General features: G+C 41.1%; 22 protein-coding genes and 1 pseudogene. 3 read left to right on the top strand and 20 right to left on the bottom strand.

Translation table 11 applies throughout. The annotated features are described in order from the left end of the window. The 13 genes from AB447_RS02430 to AB447_RS02375 all read right to left on the bottom strand — a co-directional run. A partial coding sequence (locus AB447_RS02430) for a YopX family protein (protein ID WP_241494755.1) occupies nt 1–320 on the bottom strand: 320 nt, incomplete at its 3' end. Nucleotides 321–335: 15 nt separating this feature from the next. Continuing rightward, nucleotides 336–851 (bottom strand): putative metallopeptidase, encoded by a 516-nt coding sequence (locus AB447_RS02425; RefSeq protein ID WP_057957419.1) that lies wholly within the window; start codon nt 849–851, stop codon nt 336–338. A gap of 3 nt (nt 852–854) precedes the next feature. Next, entirely contained in the window at nt 855–1,025 is a 171-nt protein-coding gene (locus AB447_RS24880; protein WP_071583658.1) for a Fur-regulated basic protein FbpA, read from the bottom strand. Further along, complete coding sequence (locus AB447_RS02420; RefSeq protein WP_025807627.1) at nt 1,022–1,561, bottom strand: ERCC4 domain-containing protein; 540 nt, start codon at nt 1,559–1,561, stop codon at nt 1,022–1,024. The genes AB447_RS24880 and AB447_RS02420 overlap by 4 nt, the downstream gene beginning before the upstream one ends. Then, the gene (locus AB447_RS02415) at nt 1,558–1,995 is read right to left on the bottom strand and encodes a hypothetical protein (RefSeq protein ID WP_057957418.1); all 438 of its coding nucleotides are present in this window, start codon (nt 1,993–1,995) and stop codon (nt 1,558–1,560) included. Before AB447_RS02415 ends, AB447_RS02420 begins: the two co-directional genes overlap by 4 nt. Nucleotides 1,996–2,275: 280 nt before the next feature. Further along, a complete protein-coding gene (locus AB447_RS02410; RefSeq protein WP_057957417.1) occupies nt 2,276–4,696 on the bottom strand; it encodes a phage/plasmid primase, P4 family in 2,421 nt (806 codons plus the stop codon). 60 nt (nt 4,697–4,756) lie between these two features. After that, nucleotides 4,757–5,194, bottom strand: a complete 438-nt coding sequence (locus AB447_RS02405) for a DUF669 domain-containing protein (RefSeq protein WP_003185383.1) — start codon at nt 5,192–5,194, stop codon at nt 4,757–4,759. Continuing rightward, nucleotides 5,194–6,126 carry an AAA family ATPase gene (locus AB447_RS02400; RefSeq protein WP_048356393.1) on the bottom strand — a complete coding sequence of 311 codons (933 nt, stop codon included), beginning with the start codon at nt 6,124–6,126 and terminating at the stop codon, nt 5,194–5,196. Before AB447_RS02400 ends, AB447_RS02405 begins: the two co-directional genes overlap by 1 nt. A 3-nt stretch (nt 6,127–6,129) precedes the next feature. Beyond that, complete coding sequence (locus AB447_RS02395) at nt 6,130–6,687, bottom strand: host-nuclease inhibitor Gam family protein (protein ID WP_057957416.1); 558 nt, start codon at nt 6,685–6,687, stop codon at nt 6,130–6,132. A gap of 200 nt (nt 6,688–6,887) precedes the next feature. Further along, a complete protein-coding gene (locus AB447_RS26095) occupies nt 6,888–7,157 on the bottom strand; it encodes a YqaH family protein (protein ID WP_048355963.1) in 270 nt (89 codons plus the stop codon). 109 nt (nt 7,158–7,266) lie between these two features. Next, nucleotides 7,267–7,578: a MerR family transcriptional regulator gene (locus AB447_RS02385; protein WP_048355962.1), complete on the bottom strand. Its 312-nt coding sequence runs from the start codon at nt 7,576–7,578 to the stop codon at nt 7,267–7,269. A 14-nt stretch (nt 7,579–7,592) separates the two neighbouring features. After that, a complete protein-coding gene (locus tag AB447_RS02380; RefSeq protein ID WP_048355961.1) occupies nt 7,593–8,357 on the bottom strand; it encodes a Rha family transcriptional regulator in 765 nt (254 codons plus the stop codon). 114 nt (nt 8,358–8,471) lie between these two features. Further along, entirely contained in the window at nt 8,472–8,690 is a 219-nt protein-coding gene (locus AB447_RS02375) for a helix-turn-helix transcriptional regulator (protein ID WP_048355960.1), read from the bottom strand. A 128-nt stretch (nt 8,691–8,818) separates the two neighbouring features. Here AB447_RS02375 and AB447_RS02370 point away from each other — a divergent pair, with 128 nt between their 5' ends. From AB447_RS02370 to AB447_RS02360, 3 genes are read left to right on the top strand one after another with little or no spacing between them, the layout of a single operon-like run. Continuing rightward, the gene (locus tag AB447_RS02370; RefSeq protein WP_048406756.1) at nt 8,819–9,220 is read left to right on the top strand and encodes a helix-turn-helix domain-containing protein; all 402 of its coding nucleotides are present in this window, start codon (nt 8,819–8,821) and stop codon (nt 9,218–9,220) included. Next, on the top strand, nt 9,192–10,325 hold the full coding sequence (locus tag AB447_RS02365) for an ImmA/IrrE family metallo-endopeptidase (RefSeq protein ID WP_232517676.1): 1,134 nt from the start codon (nt 9,192–9,194) through the stop codon (nt 10,323–10,325). The genes AB447_RS02370 and AB447_RS02365 overlap by 29 nt, the downstream gene beginning before the upstream one ends. Nucleotides 10,326–10,365: 40 nt before the next feature. Further along, nucleotides 10,366–11,517, top strand: coding sequence for a site-specific integrase (locus AB447_RS02360; RefSeq protein WP_048355958.1), 1,152 nt, complete (start codon nt 10,366–10,368; stop codon nt 11,515–11,517). A gap of 116 nt (nt 11,518–11,633) precedes the next feature. Here the strand turns inward: AB447_RS02360 and glnA are convergent, their stop codons facing one another. From glnA to AB447_RS02325, 7 genes and pseudogenes are all read right to left on the bottom strand, one after another. Beyond that, nucleotides 11,634–12,968 carry a type I glutamate--ammonia ligase gene (glnA, locus tag AB447_RS02355; RefSeq protein ID WP_048355957.1) on the bottom strand — a complete coding sequence of 445 codons (1,335 nt, stop codon included), beginning with the start codon at nt 12,966–12,968 and terminating at the stop codon, nt 11,634–11,636. Between the two features lie 56 nt (nt 12,969–13,024). Continuing rightward, a complete protein-coding gene (locus AB447_RS02350; protein WP_048355956.1) occupies nt 13,025–13,432 on the bottom strand; it encodes a MerR family transcriptional regulator in 408 nt (135 codons plus the stop codon). A gap of 103 nt (nt 13,433–13,535) precedes the next feature. Next, complete coding sequence (locus tag AB447_RS02345) at nt 13,536–14,801, bottom strand: methionine gamma-lyase family protein (RefSeq protein ID WP_048355968.1); 1,266 nt, start codon at nt 14,799–14,801, stop codon at nt 13,536–13,538. Nucleotides 14,802–14,820: 19 nt separating this feature from the next. Beyond that, nucleotides 14,821–16,083, bottom strand: a complete 1,263-nt coding sequence (hflX, locus tag AB447_RS02340) for a GTPase HflX (RefSeq protein ID WP_048355955.1) — start codon at nt 16,081–16,083, stop codon at nt 14,821–14,823. 103 nt (nt 16,084–16,186) lie between these two features. Next, a pseudogene (locus AB447_RS02335) lies at nt 16,187–16,609 on the bottom strand (stage V sporulation protein K); the annotation flags it as partial. Beyond that, on the bottom strand, nt 16,584–18,275 hold the full coding sequence (locus AB447_RS02330) for a recombinase family protein (RefSeq protein ID WP_232517675.1): 1,692 nt from the start codon (nt 18,273–18,275) through the stop codon (nt 16,584–16,586). The gene AB447_RS02330 and the pseudogene AB447_RS02335, both read right to left, overlap by 26 nt. A gap of 218 nt (nt 18,276–18,493) precedes the next feature. Beyond that, entirely contained in the window at nt 18,494–19,096 is a 603-nt protein-coding gene (locus AB447_RS02325) for a PDDEXK family nuclease (RefSeq protein ID WP_006640476.1), read from the bottom strand. Nucleotides 19,097–19,209 lie beyond the last annotated feature (113 nt).

Raw genomic sequence — 19,209 nt, 5'->3', positions numbered from 1 at the left:
GGCCCGCAATCGGCAAGAGACTCAGAAGGCCCGTTAATATATTCACCGTAAAATGCAGCTAAATCGTTGTCGTAAACAACCTTAAATTTTCTCCCCCAACCGTCTTTTCGGATGTCTCCCTCCCAAATCTCCCGGCCAGTTTCGTCCTTCAATCCGGTGTATTCACATCGACCAACCAATTCACAGTCTATAAATCTTGGTGAATCAAAGTCATAAGCAACCTCTAAACCTGTTTCTAAGTCATTTAAACTGAGAAATCTATCGAAAATCTTCTCGGTCGCCCGATCTCTTAACACATATCGAAACTTAATCTCTCTCATCCGTTCTACCTCCCATCATTTCACCCTTTGAAGTCTATTCACATCATCAATATTCATTTGATAGTCAGCCTCTCGGACGGCAGCAGCAAATGATTCAATCCCTTTTTCCCAAAGGCCATGACGCTCAATGATTTCTGAAAACTCTTCAACATCATGCTCGCGGATCCCCCAACTGTCAGGATCTTCTGTGGGCCCGTACATAGTAACCCATTTGCTTGAATCATTCGGATCCGGTTCCTCCCATTCCGCGCGGGTAAAATGACAAAGCTCATGATCGACCAGGGCGGCGCGCTGCTCTTGGTTCATCGTCTTCCAGGCTTCTTTATTGATGAATACAAAAAGCATGTAATCAGTCATATGGCGCTCAAAGGCCGTGCATTTTTTCGCCTTCCCAGCCCATTTACTGTTACCTTCCCGAATGTAAAAACCGATGTGTTCCTTTGCATCTTTTAAATGTGGGTGATGCTTATCGATTAAACTTTCGGCAAGCTGCCGCACCTCTTGTGATTCTTCAAAACCCACAAATGCCATGGGTCATTTTCCCCTCTCAATTAATTTCTTTTTGAATATTTCGTCTAATTCAGTTAATGAAAGCTCATACAGCTGCCGACCGTCAGGTGTTTTAAAATACCCCATTTTAAGCAGCCGCGCTTTAAGCTCGTCCTTTTTCCTTTCACAATAAAGGGCCTTCATTAATTCATTCACACAAGGCCCCCCTTTAACAGCTCCCGGGCCATATAATGAAAATGGTGATAGATATAGTTTCCGGTCGCGCTCGGATTAATAAAAACGGTTGAGAAATTGTAACGGACTTCAAACGTTTTTAAGCTGCCAAGCAGAGACTGCGGCTTATATTGTGAGCGATATTTTCCGTTCAATATTTTTTGGTAGCCTTCCAGATCCTCCACAAGAAGAGTGAAGGGGTGTTTGGCTGCACGGATCAATTCATTTTCAAACCGAGAACGGTCCTTAATGGATTGAACCAGCTCATCAACTCCATTTTTCCGTTCGATAGCAGCGTTCAAATACATGTCCCGGCTAATCCCGTATTCCTCGTTTTTCGGGATCATGGCGGAATAGTCGCCCGTCTTCATCCCTTTGAATTTGATGGATACGTTCTTTTTGCGGAGATAGTCAAGAACATGCTGGTTCTTCTGCTCCCTCGTATCCACAATAATGATCATGCTGTCGAGAATATTTTTCATTTCAGTATCCGAATAGTTGTAATGAATAATCGTCATGCTTTCTTCCCCTTAAAGTACGACATGGCACTTTCATAGATTTCTAAAGAGAGTTTGTCCGTTTCTTCATCCTCAAAATTCGAAACGGAGCTGTTCAGATCTCTCCAGCCGTTCTCCCAAAATAGAACAAGCAACCGCGCGGCTTTGGTTGCCGCATCCCAATCATGATTGAACCAGTCGTCTATTTTTGGATTCATTTCTTGATCTATGCCCATAAAATAATTGATGATTTTATCAATAGTTTGTTTGATTTTATGATCCTGCATTGAGTATTCACCTTTTAAGTACTGGATGATCCGTTTTTTATGTGACTGAACAAATTCCACAAGTTCTGGATAGACGTTCTCCGGATGCTCGATATAAAGATCATCCCCGTCCAGAACTAAAGGTGATCCCAAAAAGGCAAGGTCATCACAAATTTGTTTTGGGTGCAAAATTATCACCTCTTTTTATAAAGAAGGGTTAATTTTTTTATTAACCTAATTCATTCATTAACCGTTAAAAACGTTGATATATAAGGATTTTCAAAAAAAGTGGTTAATGAGTTAACGAATTAATAGCGAAAACTATTTAACTCCTTATATACATATATATATATTATTTTTTTATTTATTTTTTCATGAGAATGGAACATAGATATTTAATTAACTCATTAACCCATAACCCTAAAACTCATATTTACCAATGTTCACAAATCCCTTGATACATAAGGGGTTAAAGCTTCTTTCGAGTAGATGTTTTATTCTCTTCAGATTGGTTAACTAAATTAACCCCCTCTGCTTTTTCCTTAACCCCTGAGAACAAGTTCGGTCCAGCATACTGATTTAAAGTAAGCCCATGAAAATAAACTTTATTTTTCGCTCCATTTTCTTTTTTATATCCTCTTATTTCTAGTTGGCGATAAAAGGAACGATTTTTTAAGTCTATTTCATCGTTCTGGAAGCACCATTTTTTATAGTTTTCGTAAAGGGTTTTTGCTTCGATTTTGGCATCCTCATGTATCGTGCAGTTTTCATTTATGAAAGGTCCCAAAATATCCATATCTTCACGGTATCCTTGCGTAGCATTTTTAATTGCTTTAGGATCTTTTAATCCTTCCTTCTGCCACTTCAAGCAACCCTCCACAGCCCAGCGGAGGATCCCAGGCATTTCACTTTTTAATTTTTCAGGTAGATCCGGATCGGTTTTTTCTTCCGGAATGGTTACCGTAAAAGGAATCAATTTAATCCTGCGCCATATCCCATTGTCGCCGCCTTTGATAATCGGTTTATGATTTGTTGTGAAAAAAACTTTAAACTCCGGTGTAAATTCAAAGTACTCTTGGCGGAGAAAACGGGCGGACATCTTCTCTCCCCCAGTTATTTGCTTAACTAGTGCCTCTGACAGCTGTTGCCCCTCTTCACTCTCGACAGCCGACACAAAGCGAGCGCCATCCAGACGGGCAACATCATTGTTAATCCCCGAATCGTTTTTCTTTTTCAGGAAAGTATCACTGTTCGTCTGACGGGCATAATCTCCAAGGATATCCTGAATCACATTAATAAAAGTCGATTTACCATTCCGACCGTTCCCGAAAAGGAAGAACATAATTTGTTCCTTTGTAACACCTGTTAATGAATATCCAATTGCCTTCTGAAGATATTCTATTAATTCATGGTCAGGATCACCGACCGGAGTAAGAAAAATACTCTCAAGAAAAGCAATCCAGTTTGGACAATCCGCATCTTTTTCGTAAGGGATGGGTGACATCTTTGTTAGCAGCAAGTCTCGATCATGTGGTCTCAACTCACCTGTTTTCAGATCAATCACACCGTTATCGCAATTGAAAAGAAATTTAAAGCTATCAAAATCTTTTTTCTTAACTGATACCATTGGTCTCACATCCAGTATGCTATTTATTCGGATAGAACGTCTTTCACATTTCTTCGCCCAATCGTTGAGCTGCTTTTTTCGGATTTTGTCTTCTGTGGCCTCGGCCTCGCCGTACAATGCCCGCAACGTCTTAGCGGTAATGGCTTCAATTTTTCGTTTACTGTCCTCTTCCCATCGCTTTCCGTCCCAAATCAGCCAGTCAAGCTCGTTACAGTATCGGATATTCTTTCCGTGGTAGTAGACAATTCGTTCCGCGTTGCCTAGCTCCGTTAAATGAAAGACCGGCGTGGTGTCAATGATCTCTTCTGTATCCTCAACTTGAGAATTTTCGGGATGGGAAATATATATTTCATACGGCTGTTCCTGCTGCTCTTCCAGTAAATCAGAAATTGTCGTATGAGTAGAATAAACGGCAGCGGCAATGGTCATGTCTCCATATGTAGCGCCGTCAGATGAGTGCTGTCGATCCCATTTCTCCCGAAACAACCCTGACTCCCGAAACATCGAATCCATTTTTGCGGGATCCTTATCCGTCCAGAATGCCAAGTGATTACACAAAGCCATATCTGTGGCAGAGTGATCATCGTTTATCAGATGACCGTTAAACAGATCCTGAATGCTCTTCCCGTTCTTGCTGTTGAACATCCTTTCCCATATCTCCTTATTGGAGAGATTGCTCATATCACGGGATGAAGCAGCAGGAGGATTGGAAGGTTTCGATTCTTCTTTTTTGTCCTTCAAATATTTTTCGAACAGCTCTTTGAGCTCGTCCGTTCGTTCTTCAACGGCCCCGATCCCGAGACTATTACCGGTAAAGGTAAAGTAGCGGCCATGACGGTATACTTCCAGCCCAAGTTCCGGATTTTTTCTCCCTGTACCCGGCCCGCGCAATGGGATCTTACCTTTTGTGATGATGTGGACCCCTTTGCCGCTCGGTGAATATTCGGTGTAGCTTCCAATAGCCTGAACGATTTCCTCAGCGAACGGGGACAAGACACCGTCCTCCACACAGTGATCTATGTCTATGCCGATAAACGGATCATCTTTTGAAAACATGAAGCCGATCCCGTCATAATCTCGATCGTTATAAAATTTCAAAACGGTCGGAAATGTCGACCAGGTTCTTTTATTACTGGATTGAGCCATGCTGCCGTCAATCTGGTACGGCACTTTTGTTTTCTTACCGTCACGTTCTTCGGAACGCCATAAAATCCACTGAGGGGCGCTTTTTAGCTCTTGCGGTATGTTCTTAAATTCGTACATGTGATAACTCCCCTTTAAAAACGAGGGAGCTATACACTCCCTCAAATGTGTTTTTTATGATCAAAACGGTACATCATCGTCACTGATATTAATTGGTTCGGTTTCCGGTGCTGGCGCTTCTGACGGCTTAAACGCTTTGACTTCCGGATATTTCTTGCCGTTATGCTCTCTTTCCCCGACAAGCAGGCGAACCGGTTTATTCAGAAACGCCTTGGCCCATTCGATATGATCCTTAAATTGCATTCCGTTTGGAAAACCCGCGGCCTTTGATGCTTGGTGAAATCTCCACATTGCATTTTCCGTAACGGTGAAATTGTCGTATAGAATTTTCTGGCCCTGGCATGGCTGTTCAACATCAGAACGAATTTCATAATCTACGACAAGGCGCTCATTTCCGGATGCAGCCGTTTTGGCTTCAAAGTTGATAACTGTCGCTTCGTATTCTCCTGGTTTAATAGGTTCAAAAGCTTCACCTTTGCTGTGGTCTACTGTAAACATTAATTTTCCTCCTTAGTCTTTAAAGCTTGTAATCTATCAAGTGCGGCGGATGCCAGCTTAATAGTCCATTGATCAAGTTTTTTATTTGCTTTAATCTGAAATTCTTCAACCATCTGCGCGGCTGCTTCGTTGCCGGAAACGATCGCTTTAATTTCCTCAATCAAACGGAGCCGCTCAGCTTCTTCCTCTGCCTTCACGTCAATGCCGAGCTCAAGCCATTGGTAAAGCTTGCGGCCGACTTCTGGATTGAGTTTAAAAGAAGAGCCTTCAAACATGCGGGTATTGTCTTTGGATGTTTCCGCCATATGATCGATACTGATATTGAAATTGAGCATGAACTCGTATTCCATTTCGTCTTTCTGTACCGGTTTGGTCCCGACTTTGCGCGGTGCCATCTTTCCGTTTTCATCCGGTTCAACCACATACTCCGTTTTTGTTCTCAATGTCGCCAAGATGTGGACATCGTTTTGCGTTAAGGTCTTAATCAATTTGGTTGTTTCAGGCGCAAGCTTGCCCCAATTTTGAAATGAGTTGCCTGACATGCTCCCGTGTTTTTCTACTATCCCGCCTTCCCCTTGCCAGTTGTGGGAAAGCGAATCAATTACGACCACCTCGGCCCCAGCGTTTTTGATAGCCTCCACAGCCATTTGATAACGTTCTGTGGTGTAAGGCGGCGTAAAATCAATATGTTTAAAACTACCGATCCGCACGTCATCAAATTGCAGGTTTGCATACAGTTTGGCGCGGCGGTGCTCAGTATCCACAACACCAATCTTTGACCAGACTTCCTCATCGCTTGCTTCTGGGTATGCTTCCCGCATCATTCCGTAAGCAACAAGCAGGGCGCCGGCAGTCTTTCCGGATCCACTAGGCCCGATAAAGCCGACAATTGCCTTTTCCTTTTCACGCTGTGCGTTTGTGACTTGAAACATCTATTACACCTCCACTTTGAAGCTTGTGGAGGCAGGTTCTATTTCTACCCCCGGAACAGCTTGTCCATTTTCATCAACGACAACCTTTTTGCCGCCCACCTCTTTGATGGACAGAGATTTTTTAAGGTCGCCCCATTTGACATCTTCTTTGATAAATTCAGTGAGACCGGCCTCTTTCACATGCTTGAGAAGCTGATCCTTATCGGCTGGCTTAGGCTGTTCTTTAATTGCCCGGCTTTTTGACTTGCCGTAAGGAGTGGAAAGTGTTTTTGCTTTTGGATCCTGATCGAGCTGCTTTGAGTGATAAACGCTGACTAGGTTTTCAAAGAACTCCAGATTGTCCGCGACAGGTTTTAGCTCCTGCTCTTCCCATTCATCGATACGCTGCCTTTCCGTTGCCGCCAGGGCCTTGATTTCTTTTTCCTGTGTCTTTAAAACAGCTATTTTCCGAAACGCCCAATTTAAGCTATTCATGTCAGTGATCTCAAACTGTGGACTTCCCTCCTGCGGCATACTGCTATTTGAAATTTCGTTTAATTCGAATGCCTGTAAAGGATTCATATATATGGCCCTCCTGTTATTGATTTTGTTAAGAGTTCCATTTAGAATGGAATTAATTGCTCATCATTGTTTTGAGTCGCCTCTGCCAAGGCGGCTTTTTTATTTGTCATCATCGTTCTGGCCGTCCTTGTCTTCATACTTCAAATATTCCAAAGGATAGCCGTAACGGTTAATCTCAGTGATCATTGGGTGCTCGATATTCATTGAAATGATCTCCCTACGGTTGAAACGTTTAACCCCCTACCCGCGAATTTGGACGCGACTTCGTGAAGCCGAACAACCTGTTCCGGGTGCTCCATTCGTTTAAGGTCTTTACAATGTGAAATGATTGATGCCGCGATTTCAACACACCCATCAAAATCCTGATCCTCAATAGCTGCGGGAAGCAATTCAGAAATAAGAAATTGAGTTGACTTTATAAGCCTTCCTGCCTTTTCACGGTCAGCTTTTAGAAAATGATTTAGGTTCATGCTTGAGCTCCTTTCGTTTTTGTAAAAGCTTGATAAATCTTCATAAAACGTTCCGCCTCACTTAAAGCAAGCCATTCTTTTGTTTTGATCTTCATTTCCCTCAACCCCTTTAACTTGTTAGTTTGATCTTTTCAACAACCTCAACATGGTTTCTAATCCAATCAAGAACCATGTCTCGAGGAAACAATATTCTTTCGCCTATTTTGAACTTCGGGAAGTCCGGTCTATTTATCACATGAGCATCAAGCGTTTGAGAACTAACATTAAAAATATGTTTGGCTAACTGAGCTTTACTGATCATGTAAGGAAGTTCATTCTCTTGTTTATGATCTTCAATAATTGAGGCAGCAACTTCCTGAAGCAAATCGTAGAGATTATCCCTAAATGAATCAGTATCTGCTTTCATTGTTAATTCGAACAATTATCCTTACCTCCTTACGATGCACGCTCTTCTCGTTCAATTATTGGCAGAATGCCCTTTTTGTTTTTTAATGTTTCGTAAATAAACAATCGTCCTTTTTGAGTCCAATAAGTATGAAGCTTGCTTTTTTCTGAATCGATTGCATGGGTTTTGCTTTGTGTATATCCTTTATCAGCAAATTTTTGATAAAGTAACCAGCAGCCACCTTGTTTATATTGGATACCTAGCTCATGAAGAATTTTGTTCATCTTAGTTCCACTCATCCCGTAGTCTTTGGCTATCTTGCTAATTGACAGTAGGGATTTATTTTGTAGAACTAAGTCATAGTACGAAGCTTTAGGTTGTAATTCACTTATCACTTGAGTCTTCTGTGCATTTTCCAAAAGAAGATTTTCATTCCTTTCTGCAAGATCAGCAGCAAGCCGTAAAGCTTCAGGCAAAGACTGTGGAATATTAGGTTTAAGTTTGTTTTCCATTTCTTCGAACTTTGTTACATATGCAGCTGTAAACAGAACACCCTTTTCGCCAGTCATTTTGTTTGCAACCATGTCGCAGCCTTTTCGAGTAAGCAGGTAACATGGGCGGCTTTCCCCTTTTCCATCTTTATAATTAGATGGAATGAAGAAGTTTAACGAATCCAAATTTGGATTGGTTGATAAAATTCGAATATAACCTTCAATATCTCTTGTTAAGTGAAAATGCCTCTTTCCTGTCATTTCTGCCACGTCTCGGCTATGAAGTAATAATTGACCCTTTTTATTAATAACTTTTAACTCCATTTTTTGACCTCCTCGTAAACTGATATTACTTTTTCAAAAACGTCATTTTATGTTGCGTTATTATAAATGACGGTTTATAATAATGACTGTAAGTTAATTTCTAGATTGGATATTCTAATCCATATCAGCAAGGTCAGGAAACAAGTCTTCTGGCGAAGCATTAAAATAATTTGCGATTTTGAAAAGTAATTTTGCATCTGGGTTGCCTCTACCACTTTCAATATTTCGAATATGGCTTTCACTAACATTAAGTGCTAAAGATAATTGACGTTGAGATACTTTAAATTCACTCCGATATTTACGGAATTGATCTCTTCGACGTGTATCAACCAAGGCGTAACTCTCCTTTCTTAGTGTTTTTGTGCTTTTTATTGACACCCACATCATAACACGTCATTTAAAAACACGTCAAGTAGGTAAACGTCATTTTAATTGAACTTTTTTCATGGAGGATATTAAAAATGAATTCAGAAGAGAAAAAACGCATCGGAACGCGTATCAAAGAGTGTAGGAATAATGTGAACATTTCACAAGAAGCTCTTGCTGAAAAATTAGATATGAAAAGAACAAATATTGCTAACTATGAAGCAGGAAGAGTTGTCCCACCAGGTAATGTGTTATTAGAATTAGCCAATATTTTTGGTGTTACAACTGATTATTTATTGGGACGTTCTGACGATCCGAACGGCAAAGTATCTCTATTAGATGATGATCTCCGCCAAATACAAAGAGCTAAGAAAAAACTTAAAACTCAAGCAGAACGAGATAGGATGGATCGTATGGTTGAAATGATTAAATTATCATTTGTTGATGCTTTCGAGGAAGATGATGACGATGATGACGATGATGACGATGATCTATAAAGCTGACTATAAAAAAGCAGAAAAAAAAGCTCACGAACTACTCAAGATGTGTGGTGTAAACGAACTTCCAATAAAGGTGAAAAAATTAGCCAAAAAATTCCCAAACCTAAAGATCAGGAGATATACATGGTATGCAAAAAAATGGGGTTTGACAATTGATGAAGTTTGTGAATTAACCGATTCTGATGAAGGTTGTTGCTGGTATATAAAATCCCAAAAACAATATATGATCTTATACAACGATACTGTTGAAAATGATGGACGAAAAAGATGGACAATAGCTCATGAATTAGGTCATTTTATGTTAAAACACAATGAAATCACCGGAAAAGCAATATTCGCAAGAAGCTCATTATCCGATGACGAATATGAGACATTTGAGAAAGAGGCTAATTGTTTTGCTAGAAACTTACTGGCACCAGCCCCAGTACTAAGAGAGTTAAAGCCTGCCAGCCCACACTTTATTTCAGATATATGTAATATTTCTTATGAAGCTTCTATCAATATTTATAATTTTTTACTTGAAGGGGTTAGGATGGGGATATCTTATTCAAAAAGACACCCTTCACTAAAAATTTTTAAAGATTACATATGGAAAAAGAAAAATACATATAGGTGTTCAAATTGTACATGTTCTTTTATTAAAGAAAACCCAAACTATTGTCTTATCTGTGGAAACCAAGAAATACGTAAAGGAGATTATTTTGAGATGATATATTCAAGTATCGAATTGACAGATTTACATCATGCAAAAAAGTGTCCCAAATGCTCAAATGAAAAAGTAACAGGAGACTATTGTCAAGTTTGTGGTACTTACTTAGTTAACAAATGTACAGGGCTAACTCCAGGAGAGAGAGAATACGAATACAACAATTACCGCATTTTTTGGCATTCTCATGAAGGTGGGTGTGGCGAATTACTTGAGGGTGATGCACGATTTTGCTCAAAATGTGGCTCTACATCTACTTTTTATGAGGAAGGTATTTTAAAAAACTGGGAAGAAGAAAAGGAAAACAAAGTGCAACAACTACAAGATCCATTTGCAGAAAATCAAACACAATCACCAAACAATGAATTAACACTCTCAGATGAATTACCTTTCTGAGAAACTATAAGGCTGTTAAGTTTTTATTGGAGGATTAAAAATGGCTACTTTCAGAAAACGAGGAGACAAGTGGGAATACCGCGTCTCCTTTAAGGATCCTTTTACACTCAAATATAAAATTAAATCTAAGAGTGGATTTAAAACCAAAAAAGAAGCTCAAAAAGCAGCTGCCGAACAAGAAAAGCTGATAGCAAGTGGTTTAGAGTTCGACAATGCTCCTCTAACTCTAGAACAATTCTTAATGAGCTGGCTGCAGGAATATAAAAAAGGCACTGTTAGAAAGAATACATACCAACTTCACGAACGAAACATCAAGAATCATATTCTTCCCTACTTTAAAAACGTCAAAGTTACAGATGTAAAGCCTATCATGTACCAAAAATTCCTTAATCATTTAACTGATCAAGGCTATAGCAAACGTACAGTAGAGATTATCCATGGAACAATGTTCAATGCTTTTAATAAAGCTGTAATCATCGGTAAGCTTGAAAAAAACCCATGTTACGGAGCAACAATAGCCAACAAAAAGAAGAAAAAGAAAGAAAGTCTAGAATATATGATTTCAGACGACATACCGCGGTTTTTACAAGAAGCCTATAAGTACAACTATATTTATTATATTTTTTTCAGAACACTCATTGAAACAGGTATGCGTAAAGGCGAAGCAGCTGCACTCCAATGGACAGATATCAACTTACGAGACAATTATATTGACATTAATAATACATTGGATTTCTCAGCAAAAACTGATGAAGAATTATTTGGGGATCCAAAAACATACGATTCAAAGCGAAGAGTTTCAATCGGCCCTTCCCTTTCTTCAGCTTTACAAAAACATAAGAAGTGGCAGTTTGAGAATAAACAAATGCTGCAAGAAGAATATAAACATGACTTAAATTTAGTCTTTTGTCGAGTTGATGGAGACATCTTGCCCAAGTCTACCCTCTTCAATGCTTTTAATCGTATTTTAAAACGGGCAGATATCGAGAGAATGCCTATTCACGCATTGCGTCATACACACGCGGTCTTGCTCTTGGAGTCCGGCGCAGACATGAAATATATCCAGGAGCGTTTAGGTCATAAAAGTATGATGGTAACAGCTGATGTTTATTCGCATATCAGTAAGAAGCTCGACCAAAACAGAATCAAAGATTACGAAGATTATGTTTCATCGATTATGGAGTTAGATTAATAACTTCAAATTTTTTTTGGTCGTATTTTGGTCAAAGACCAAAAAGAACGTCCCTGCAATTTTTTGACCAAAATTTAAAAACCCCCTGACACCAATTGTGCCAAGGGATTTCTAAATTAATACTGAGACATATACTGCTCGCGCTCCCAAGGATGGACTTGTGTGCGGAACATATCCCATTCGATTTCTTTTGCTTCGACGAAGTGTTCGAATAGATGGTCGCCGAGGGCTTTGACCATGACTTCGTTTGATTTGAATTCTTCCAGGGCGTCTGCAAGAGTTGCCGGAAGGTCGACGATTCCGTTTTCGAGGCGCTCTTCTTTGCTCATGACATAGATGTTGCGGTCGATCGGAGCCGGTGCTTCCAGTTTGTTTTTGATACCGTCAAGGCCTGCTGCAAGCAGTACGCTCAAGGCAAGGTACGGGTTTGCAGAAGGGTCAACGCTTCTTACTTCTACGCGGGTGCTGATGCCGCGGGAAGCCGGGATGCGGATTAACGGGCTTCTGTTTTGCGCGCTCCATGCTACATAGCAAGGTGCTTCATAGCCTGGAACAAGGCGTTTGTAAGAGTTGACCGTCGGGTTTGTTACGGCTGTAAAGCTTGTTGCGTGCTTCACGATGCCGGCGATAAATTGTCTTGCAGTCTCACTCAGCTGAAGGTCAGCGTCTTTGTCAAAGAAGGCGTTGACGCCGTTTTGGAAGAGTGATAGATTGCAGTGCATGCCTGATCCGTTAACACCAAACAATGGTTTTGGCATAAATGTCGCATGCAGGCCGTGTTTGCGTGCGATCGTTTTGACGACGAGCTTGAATGTTTGGATGTCGTCACAAGCGCGAACGGCGCCGGCGTATTTGAAGTCGATTTCGTGCTGTCCGGGAGCGACTTCGTGGTGAGACGCTTCGATTTCAAAGCCCATTTCTTCGAGCTCAAGGACGATGTCGCGGCGGCAGTTTTCGCCGAGGTCAGTCGGAGCGAGGTCAAAGTATCCGCCTTTGTCGTTCAGTTCGAGCGTAGGCTCGCCTTTTTCGTCAAGCTTGAACAGGAAGAATTCCGGTTCTGGTCCAAGGTTGAAATCTGAGAAGCCCATGTCTTCCATTTCTTTCAAAATGCGTTTCAGGTTGTTGCGCGGATCACCTTCGAACGGTGTGCCGTCCGGATTGTAAATGTCGCAAATGAAGCGGGCTACTTTACCTTTTTCGGCTGTCCAAGGGAAAATGACAAAAGTGTCCAGGTCAGGGTATAAGTACATATCTGATTCTTCGATGCGTACGAATCCTTCGATTGAAGAGCCGTCGAACATGACTTTATTATCAAGTGCTTTTTCCAGCTGGCTCACAGGAATTTCAACGTTTTTGATCGTTCCAAGAATGTCAGTAAACTGAAGGCGAATGTATTTGACGTTCTCCTCGTTTACTAGTTTAACAATATCGTCTCTTGTATACTTTGCCATTCGTAAAACTCCTCCTCTAAAAGGTAAATGTATATAGCAATGCAGTTGCTAACGAATTAATGAAAAAACCTGGACATGTCTCCCTGGCGGAATGTCGTCCCTCTTTGGAAACGGCCTGCTTGAATGAGTTCGTTTTTCAGCAGCTGTCTCAATTCTTCATCTGACAAATCGTGCTTTTCGGCTTTTTTCGGTTTGTCTTGTTTCTCAAGTTTTTGTTCGTTTTCCGTTTTGGCGAAAATTTTCTTGATTCCCGCCATGTTTACACCTTGATCGATCAAATCTTTAATCTCGAGCAGCTTATCTACATCCTGAAATGAAAATAGGCGTCTGTTCCCTTCGCTTCTAGCGGGAGATACCAGTCCATTTTCCTCATAATACCGAATTTGTCTTGCCGATAATTCGGTGAGCTGCATCACGATTCCTATGGGAAATAAGGGCATTGAGCGGCGAATTTTATCACTCATCTCAATTTCCTCCTTTTCTTATATAAATGTATTATATGTGATGTAATAAAATGTGTCAACATGATGTTAGGATTCTTCACATCAATTTTATTGTTTATTTTTTTCATATTAATTGTCTGTCCATCAAGGCATCGACAGCGCTGCAAATCGCATTTTTGACGTGGGCATAGGTTAAGCCGCCTTGCACGTAGGCAACATATGGCGGCCGTATAGGGCCATCAGCTGATAATTCAATGCTTGCCCCTTGTATAAACGTGCCGGCAGCCATAATGACGTCGTCTTCATATCCGGGCATATAGCTCGGATATGGCGTCACATGGGCGTTGACTGGTGAAGCGTACTGAATCGCCTGGCAGAAGGCGATCATTTGTTCAGGTCCGGAAAATTCGACGGACTGGATCAAGTCGGTGCGTTTCGCATCCCATGAAGGGTTTGAGCGAAAGCCGAGCTTTTCAAGGAAGCGGGCGGTGAACACAGCTCCTTTTAACGCCTGGGAGACAACGTGCGGCGCGAGGAAGAAGCCTTGGTACATCTCTTGGAGCGAGTAAAGCGATGCCCCGGCTTCTCTGCCGATTCCCGGGGATGTCATTCTGTATGAGCACGCTTTCACCCATTGTTCTTTTCCGACGATATACCCTCCCGTTTTGGCCAGTCCGCCTCCGGGATTTTTTATAAGCGAGCCGGCCATCAGATCGGCTCCGACGTGGCAAGGCTCGCGGTCTTCCACAAATTCGCCGTAGCAGTTGTCGACGAAGACGATGATGTCTTCATTTATGCCTTTTACAAACCGAATCATTTCTTCAATCTCGTCAATCGTAAAAGAAGGCCGGTTGGCATAGCCCTTAGAACGCTGTATCCCGACTGCCTTTGTCCGGGGCGTAATCGCAGATGCAACGCTGTCAAAATCGACGGTTCCCTGCTCTGTCAATTCGATGTGGCTGTAGCCGATGTTGAAATCCTTCAGCGAGCCTGAATGTTCTTCGCCTCTCACGCCGACGATTTCTTCGAGCGTATCGTACGGTTTTCCTGTGATATAAAGGAGTTCGTCTCCCGGGCGGAGAACGCCGAATAAAGCGATCGATATCGCATGGGTCCCCGAGATGATCTGCGGCCTGACAAGCCCCGCTTCACCGCCGAATACATCGGCGTAGACGGCTTCAAGCGTATCGCGGCCGATATCGTCATAGCCGTAGCCTGTCGAAGGCGTAAAATGGGTGTCTGATACTCTATGCTTTCGGTAGCTTTCCAGCACCCTCCACTCGTTCCGCTCGCTCATTTCGTCGATTTTTTTGTGGACGGCCGCGATGTCTTTTTCGGTTTCGATTGCTGTTTTTTTCAATAAATCTCCGTGTTTTAATGTCTCAAACATGTTTTGCAAGTGTCCTTTCTTACATAAACTTCTTTAGCTCTCCCAAAATGTTCTGTTCGGGAAGGATATAGCCTTCCACATCGTATACTTCCCATTCTTCCTGAAAGGCGGTGTTTTGCACCATCGTTTCGGATTTCACCTTTGATAGGAGCCTGCCTTCTGAGGCGGGAATGTGCACCGTATACGGAATGAGCAGCTCTTTTTTGATATAGGATTCTACCGCCTGTTTAAACAGCGGCAAGTCACTGCTGATCTTGGCGCTTAGCATGATATGGCCCTTTCCGGATGAAGGGATGAAGTCCGGCCTTTTTTGATCCCTTTTGTTGTAGATCGTGAGCACAGGTATATCATCTGCTTCAAGCTCCTTGAGAAGACGCTTGACCGTAGCCTCGTGTCCTTCATAATCTTCGTGTGAAGAATCGATCATATGAAGAATCAAATCGGCTTCTTTCACTTCTTCCAATGTCGACCGGAATGCAGCGATTAGCGTTGTTGGCAGATCCTGAATAAATCCGACCGTATCCGATAAAAGCACGCTGTAGCCGCTCGGCAGCGTCATTTTTCGCGTCATCGGATCGAGCGTTGCAAACAGCAGGTTTTCTTCGTAGCTGTCAGCGTCCGTCAAAAGGTTGAACCACGTCGATTTTCCCGCATTTGTATAGCCGACGAGGGCGATCTGCAAGACGCCGTTTTTCTTTCTTCTCTCTCTGTATCTGCTTCTATGGCGGATGACGGTTGAGAGCTGAACGTTAATTTCGTGAATTCTGTTTCTGATGTGGCGCCGATCGGTTTCAAGCTTCGTTTCCCCCGGACCTCTCGTGCCGATACCGCCTCCTTGCCTTGACAGGTTGATCCCCTGTCCGCTTAACCGCGGGAGCGCATACTGAAGCTGGGCCAGCTCGATTTGCAGCTTCCCTTCCCTCGTTCTGGCCCGTTTCGCAAAAATGTCGAGAATTAATTGCGTCCGGTCGATGATTTTCACGTCGAGACTCGTGGCAAGCGCTTTGAGCTGGCTCGGCGACAATTCATCATTAAAAATCACAACGTCTGGCGACAGTTCTTCACAGAGCGCCTCCAGTTCATCTACTTTTCCTTTTCCGATATATGTAGCAGCGTCCGCCCGGTTCCGCTTTTGCGTAACGGTGGAGACGACCGTCCCGTCAGCCGTTTTCGTCAACGCGGCGAGCTCTTCCATCGAATAGGCGAAGCGCTCGTCAGAGACGTGCGGAAGCTGGCATCCGACTAATATGGCCTTTTCTTTTATGACATCCTGTCCATTCAAATGATCATGTTCCTTTCTAAAACATAGTCAATAAACAGTACTATCATAACAAACGTAGGGAGAGGTTGCCAGAACTCCTTGAAAATAAAAAAAGAAGCGCGGGTCATGCGTGCGCCGCGTCTTCTTTCACATCGAGATCCTGGCTTTTAATGGTCATCAATTCGTTCTTCAAATAGCAGTCTCCCATCAATAGCCGCATCGCCTGGGAACGGATCGATTTTTCGATTAAGTTGCGGACATAGCGGCCGTTGCTGAATTTTGCCGGACTGACCGTGCTTTTGACTGCCATCAAATGGTCCTTCAGCTTCCATTCCGCTTCAGGGCTGAACTGATATTCCCGTTCAGCCATCATGCGTTTGGCGATATCCATCAGTTGGGATACCGAATAATCAGGAAAATCGATGCTGATCGGAAATCTTGACTGAAGACCCGGGTTTAAAGAGAGAAAATGATCCATTTCCCTCGAATAGCCGGCAAGGATTAATATAAATTCATTGCGTTTATCCTCCATATGTTTGAATATGGTTTAAGTTTCTGTGTGAGTTATCAAGAACTGCTCCCATCTCTTCATTAAATAGCACACCTTGAGTTTTCTGATCATTTTTCCCGTTCCACACAATTTCCATATGGTCATCATCAAACAGTGTTACCCTTTCAATGAAAAAATCAATGAGTTTTCTTTTTTCATCCATTGAAAGATCTTTGTCAACCATTTCAGAAAAAGATTCTACATATTGCATTATTTTTTGGTTTTTATCTTCAACTTCTTTATTTGTTTTTAGCTGGGATTTAATTACGCTCAATTCATTTTCAACATACTTTTTGTTTTGTTCAAGAGGTTGAGTTAGTTTATCAAACATATCTTCCTTAATTTTTCCTTTACCAAAAAGAATTACGTAATTTGCAATTTCAGAATCAATACTTTCAATTTGTTTCTCCAACTTGTTCGCTTTATTTTTTAGTTCTTCAATTTTCTTTTCATTTGAGGTTTCGGCTAATAATCGTTCTAAAAATTCAGTCGGATTCTTTAGAAGCTTCTTAAACCATTTCCAAAATACATCATCCACAATGTCAACTCGCCAATTCTTACCTTGACATTGCAACACTTTCTTTCCATTCTGATAGCCCTTTGCATTTTTTCTTCTACACGCATAATACTTATATACACCTGATTTTGATCTTGAAACACTTCCTGATCCACAGGCGCTACCACAACGGCCGCATTTCGCTTTATTTTTCAATAAATAGTCCCTCGGGGATCGACGTCCACCTTTTCTGTTCGCCTTTAAGTGTTTTATAATCTGGTCTCTTGTCTCATGATCCCACATTGGGGGAATTTTAATTAATACCCACTCCTCTTCAGGTGTTGGGACTTGTTTTTTCTCTCCGTTTATTTGAACCACCTTGGATTTCCCATAATAAAAATCCCCTGTGTAATCCTCATTTTGAAGAATTCTGCTAACTGTTGCTTGATACCAGATGTCACCATCAGGTGCAGGTAATCCTCTTCGTGAAAGTTCTTTGGCTATTTCATTTGAAGACATTCCTTGTATTAAGAGCATGTTTTTCATTTCAAGTAAAATTGCTCGTTCTTCTTCGTTATATTCTGGAATGTCAGTTTCTTTATTGAATGTATACCCATATAACCTTTTAAACGATGGGAATTCGCCTTTTTTTGCCTTAGCGAACCTGCCCCTTTTAGAATTTGCACTGATTTTTGCTTTATTGTATTGGGCAATAGATCCTTGGATATTGTACATAAGCATGGATTCTGGATTTGTTGGATCTACTTCAAATTCAATGAATTCAATATCAACACCCATTGACCAAATTTTTCGAGAAACAATACCTTGTAATGTATTATCTCTTGTTAATCGATCTGGATGTAGGACAATAAATTTTTTCCCCAATCCTTTTTCCATTAAATACAAAGCATGATTAAGAGCAGGTCTATTGGGGTCATCCCCCATTTTACCTGGCTCGATCAGAGTGATTAATTCACTGTCCTTATATCCGAATTTTGTTATTGCTCTTTCTTTGCATCTATCAATCTGCGATTCTAATGAATAACCTTTTTTAGCTTGATCGGCTGTAGACACCCTTACATAAATAATTGCATTTATTCTTCCGATCAGCCCCATTATTTGCTCTGTGTTTAGTCTTTCTTCTCCTTTGAGTATAAGCAATTTCATCTACCTCCAATTGCTTTATCCTTTAAGCTATATAAATTAACAAGTATATCACCCGAAGGTGATACACTTGAATGCCTATATCTTTTTATACTTATACATTAAGGATACAGCAAAATCATAAAATTTTTTACTTCGCATCACCTCCTTAATCCATTTTTGAGCTTCCTCAGTTATTTCTGTTGTTACTTTATAATTTTCTGGGCATTCTATCCGTCTACTCATTGATGTACCACCCCTAATGATGACTTGGTGCAATCAATGTATGTTGATGTAGGATTGTCCAATGACATATGTTTATGTATAAGCTCATTGCAGAGCTTGTTCAGATAATATGTATAATTGATTTTTTTCTTCATCCATCTGACTTCAGTCCCGATCTCCTCACAGATCTTGATCGGTATACTTGATTTATTAATTTTATTCTTATATGTATGTCCTAACTGATTTTCAGCTATATGTTTATATGTAAGGAAATCATCAATATGTACGAAATATACTTTGTTTTCCGGTTCCCTGAATTGAAACAGGAATCCAGGAATTATGTATGGATATTTAGCTGCTTCCGCGAGATATTTGATTTGTTGAGGCTTTATAATTTTCTCGCTGAATGAGAAGGACTTATTCTTCGTCGATTTCATCTCAACAGGGAACAAATATCCTTTATAATGAATGAAACAATCATATTTGTTTTTGGATACTGCAGCCCCTCTTCTCAAAAACATGGGATTGACATCTTTTATTCTGTAAAAGAAAATGTTTTGATCTTTTGCTGATTTTTCAACGTTTGCTTCAAATACTTTACCTTGATTACTTGCTGCCAATAAACCACCCTCCCATTTCATTTTTAATTCGCTTTCTCTTTAAGACCTCATCCCTTTTTCATCATCACCCGACACTGATACATAAGCTCCTCATTATGGTTTGAAAGATTAAT

Source organism: Bacillus glycinifermentans (assembly GCF_001042475.2).
In the GTDB taxonomy this organism is placed as follows: Bacteria; Bacillota; Bacilli; order Bacillales; family Bacillaceae; genus Bacillus; species Bacillus glycinifermentans.
The sequence above is the reverse complement of the archived record's forward strand: the minus strand, read 5'-3'. Positions and strand labels throughout refer to the sequence as shown.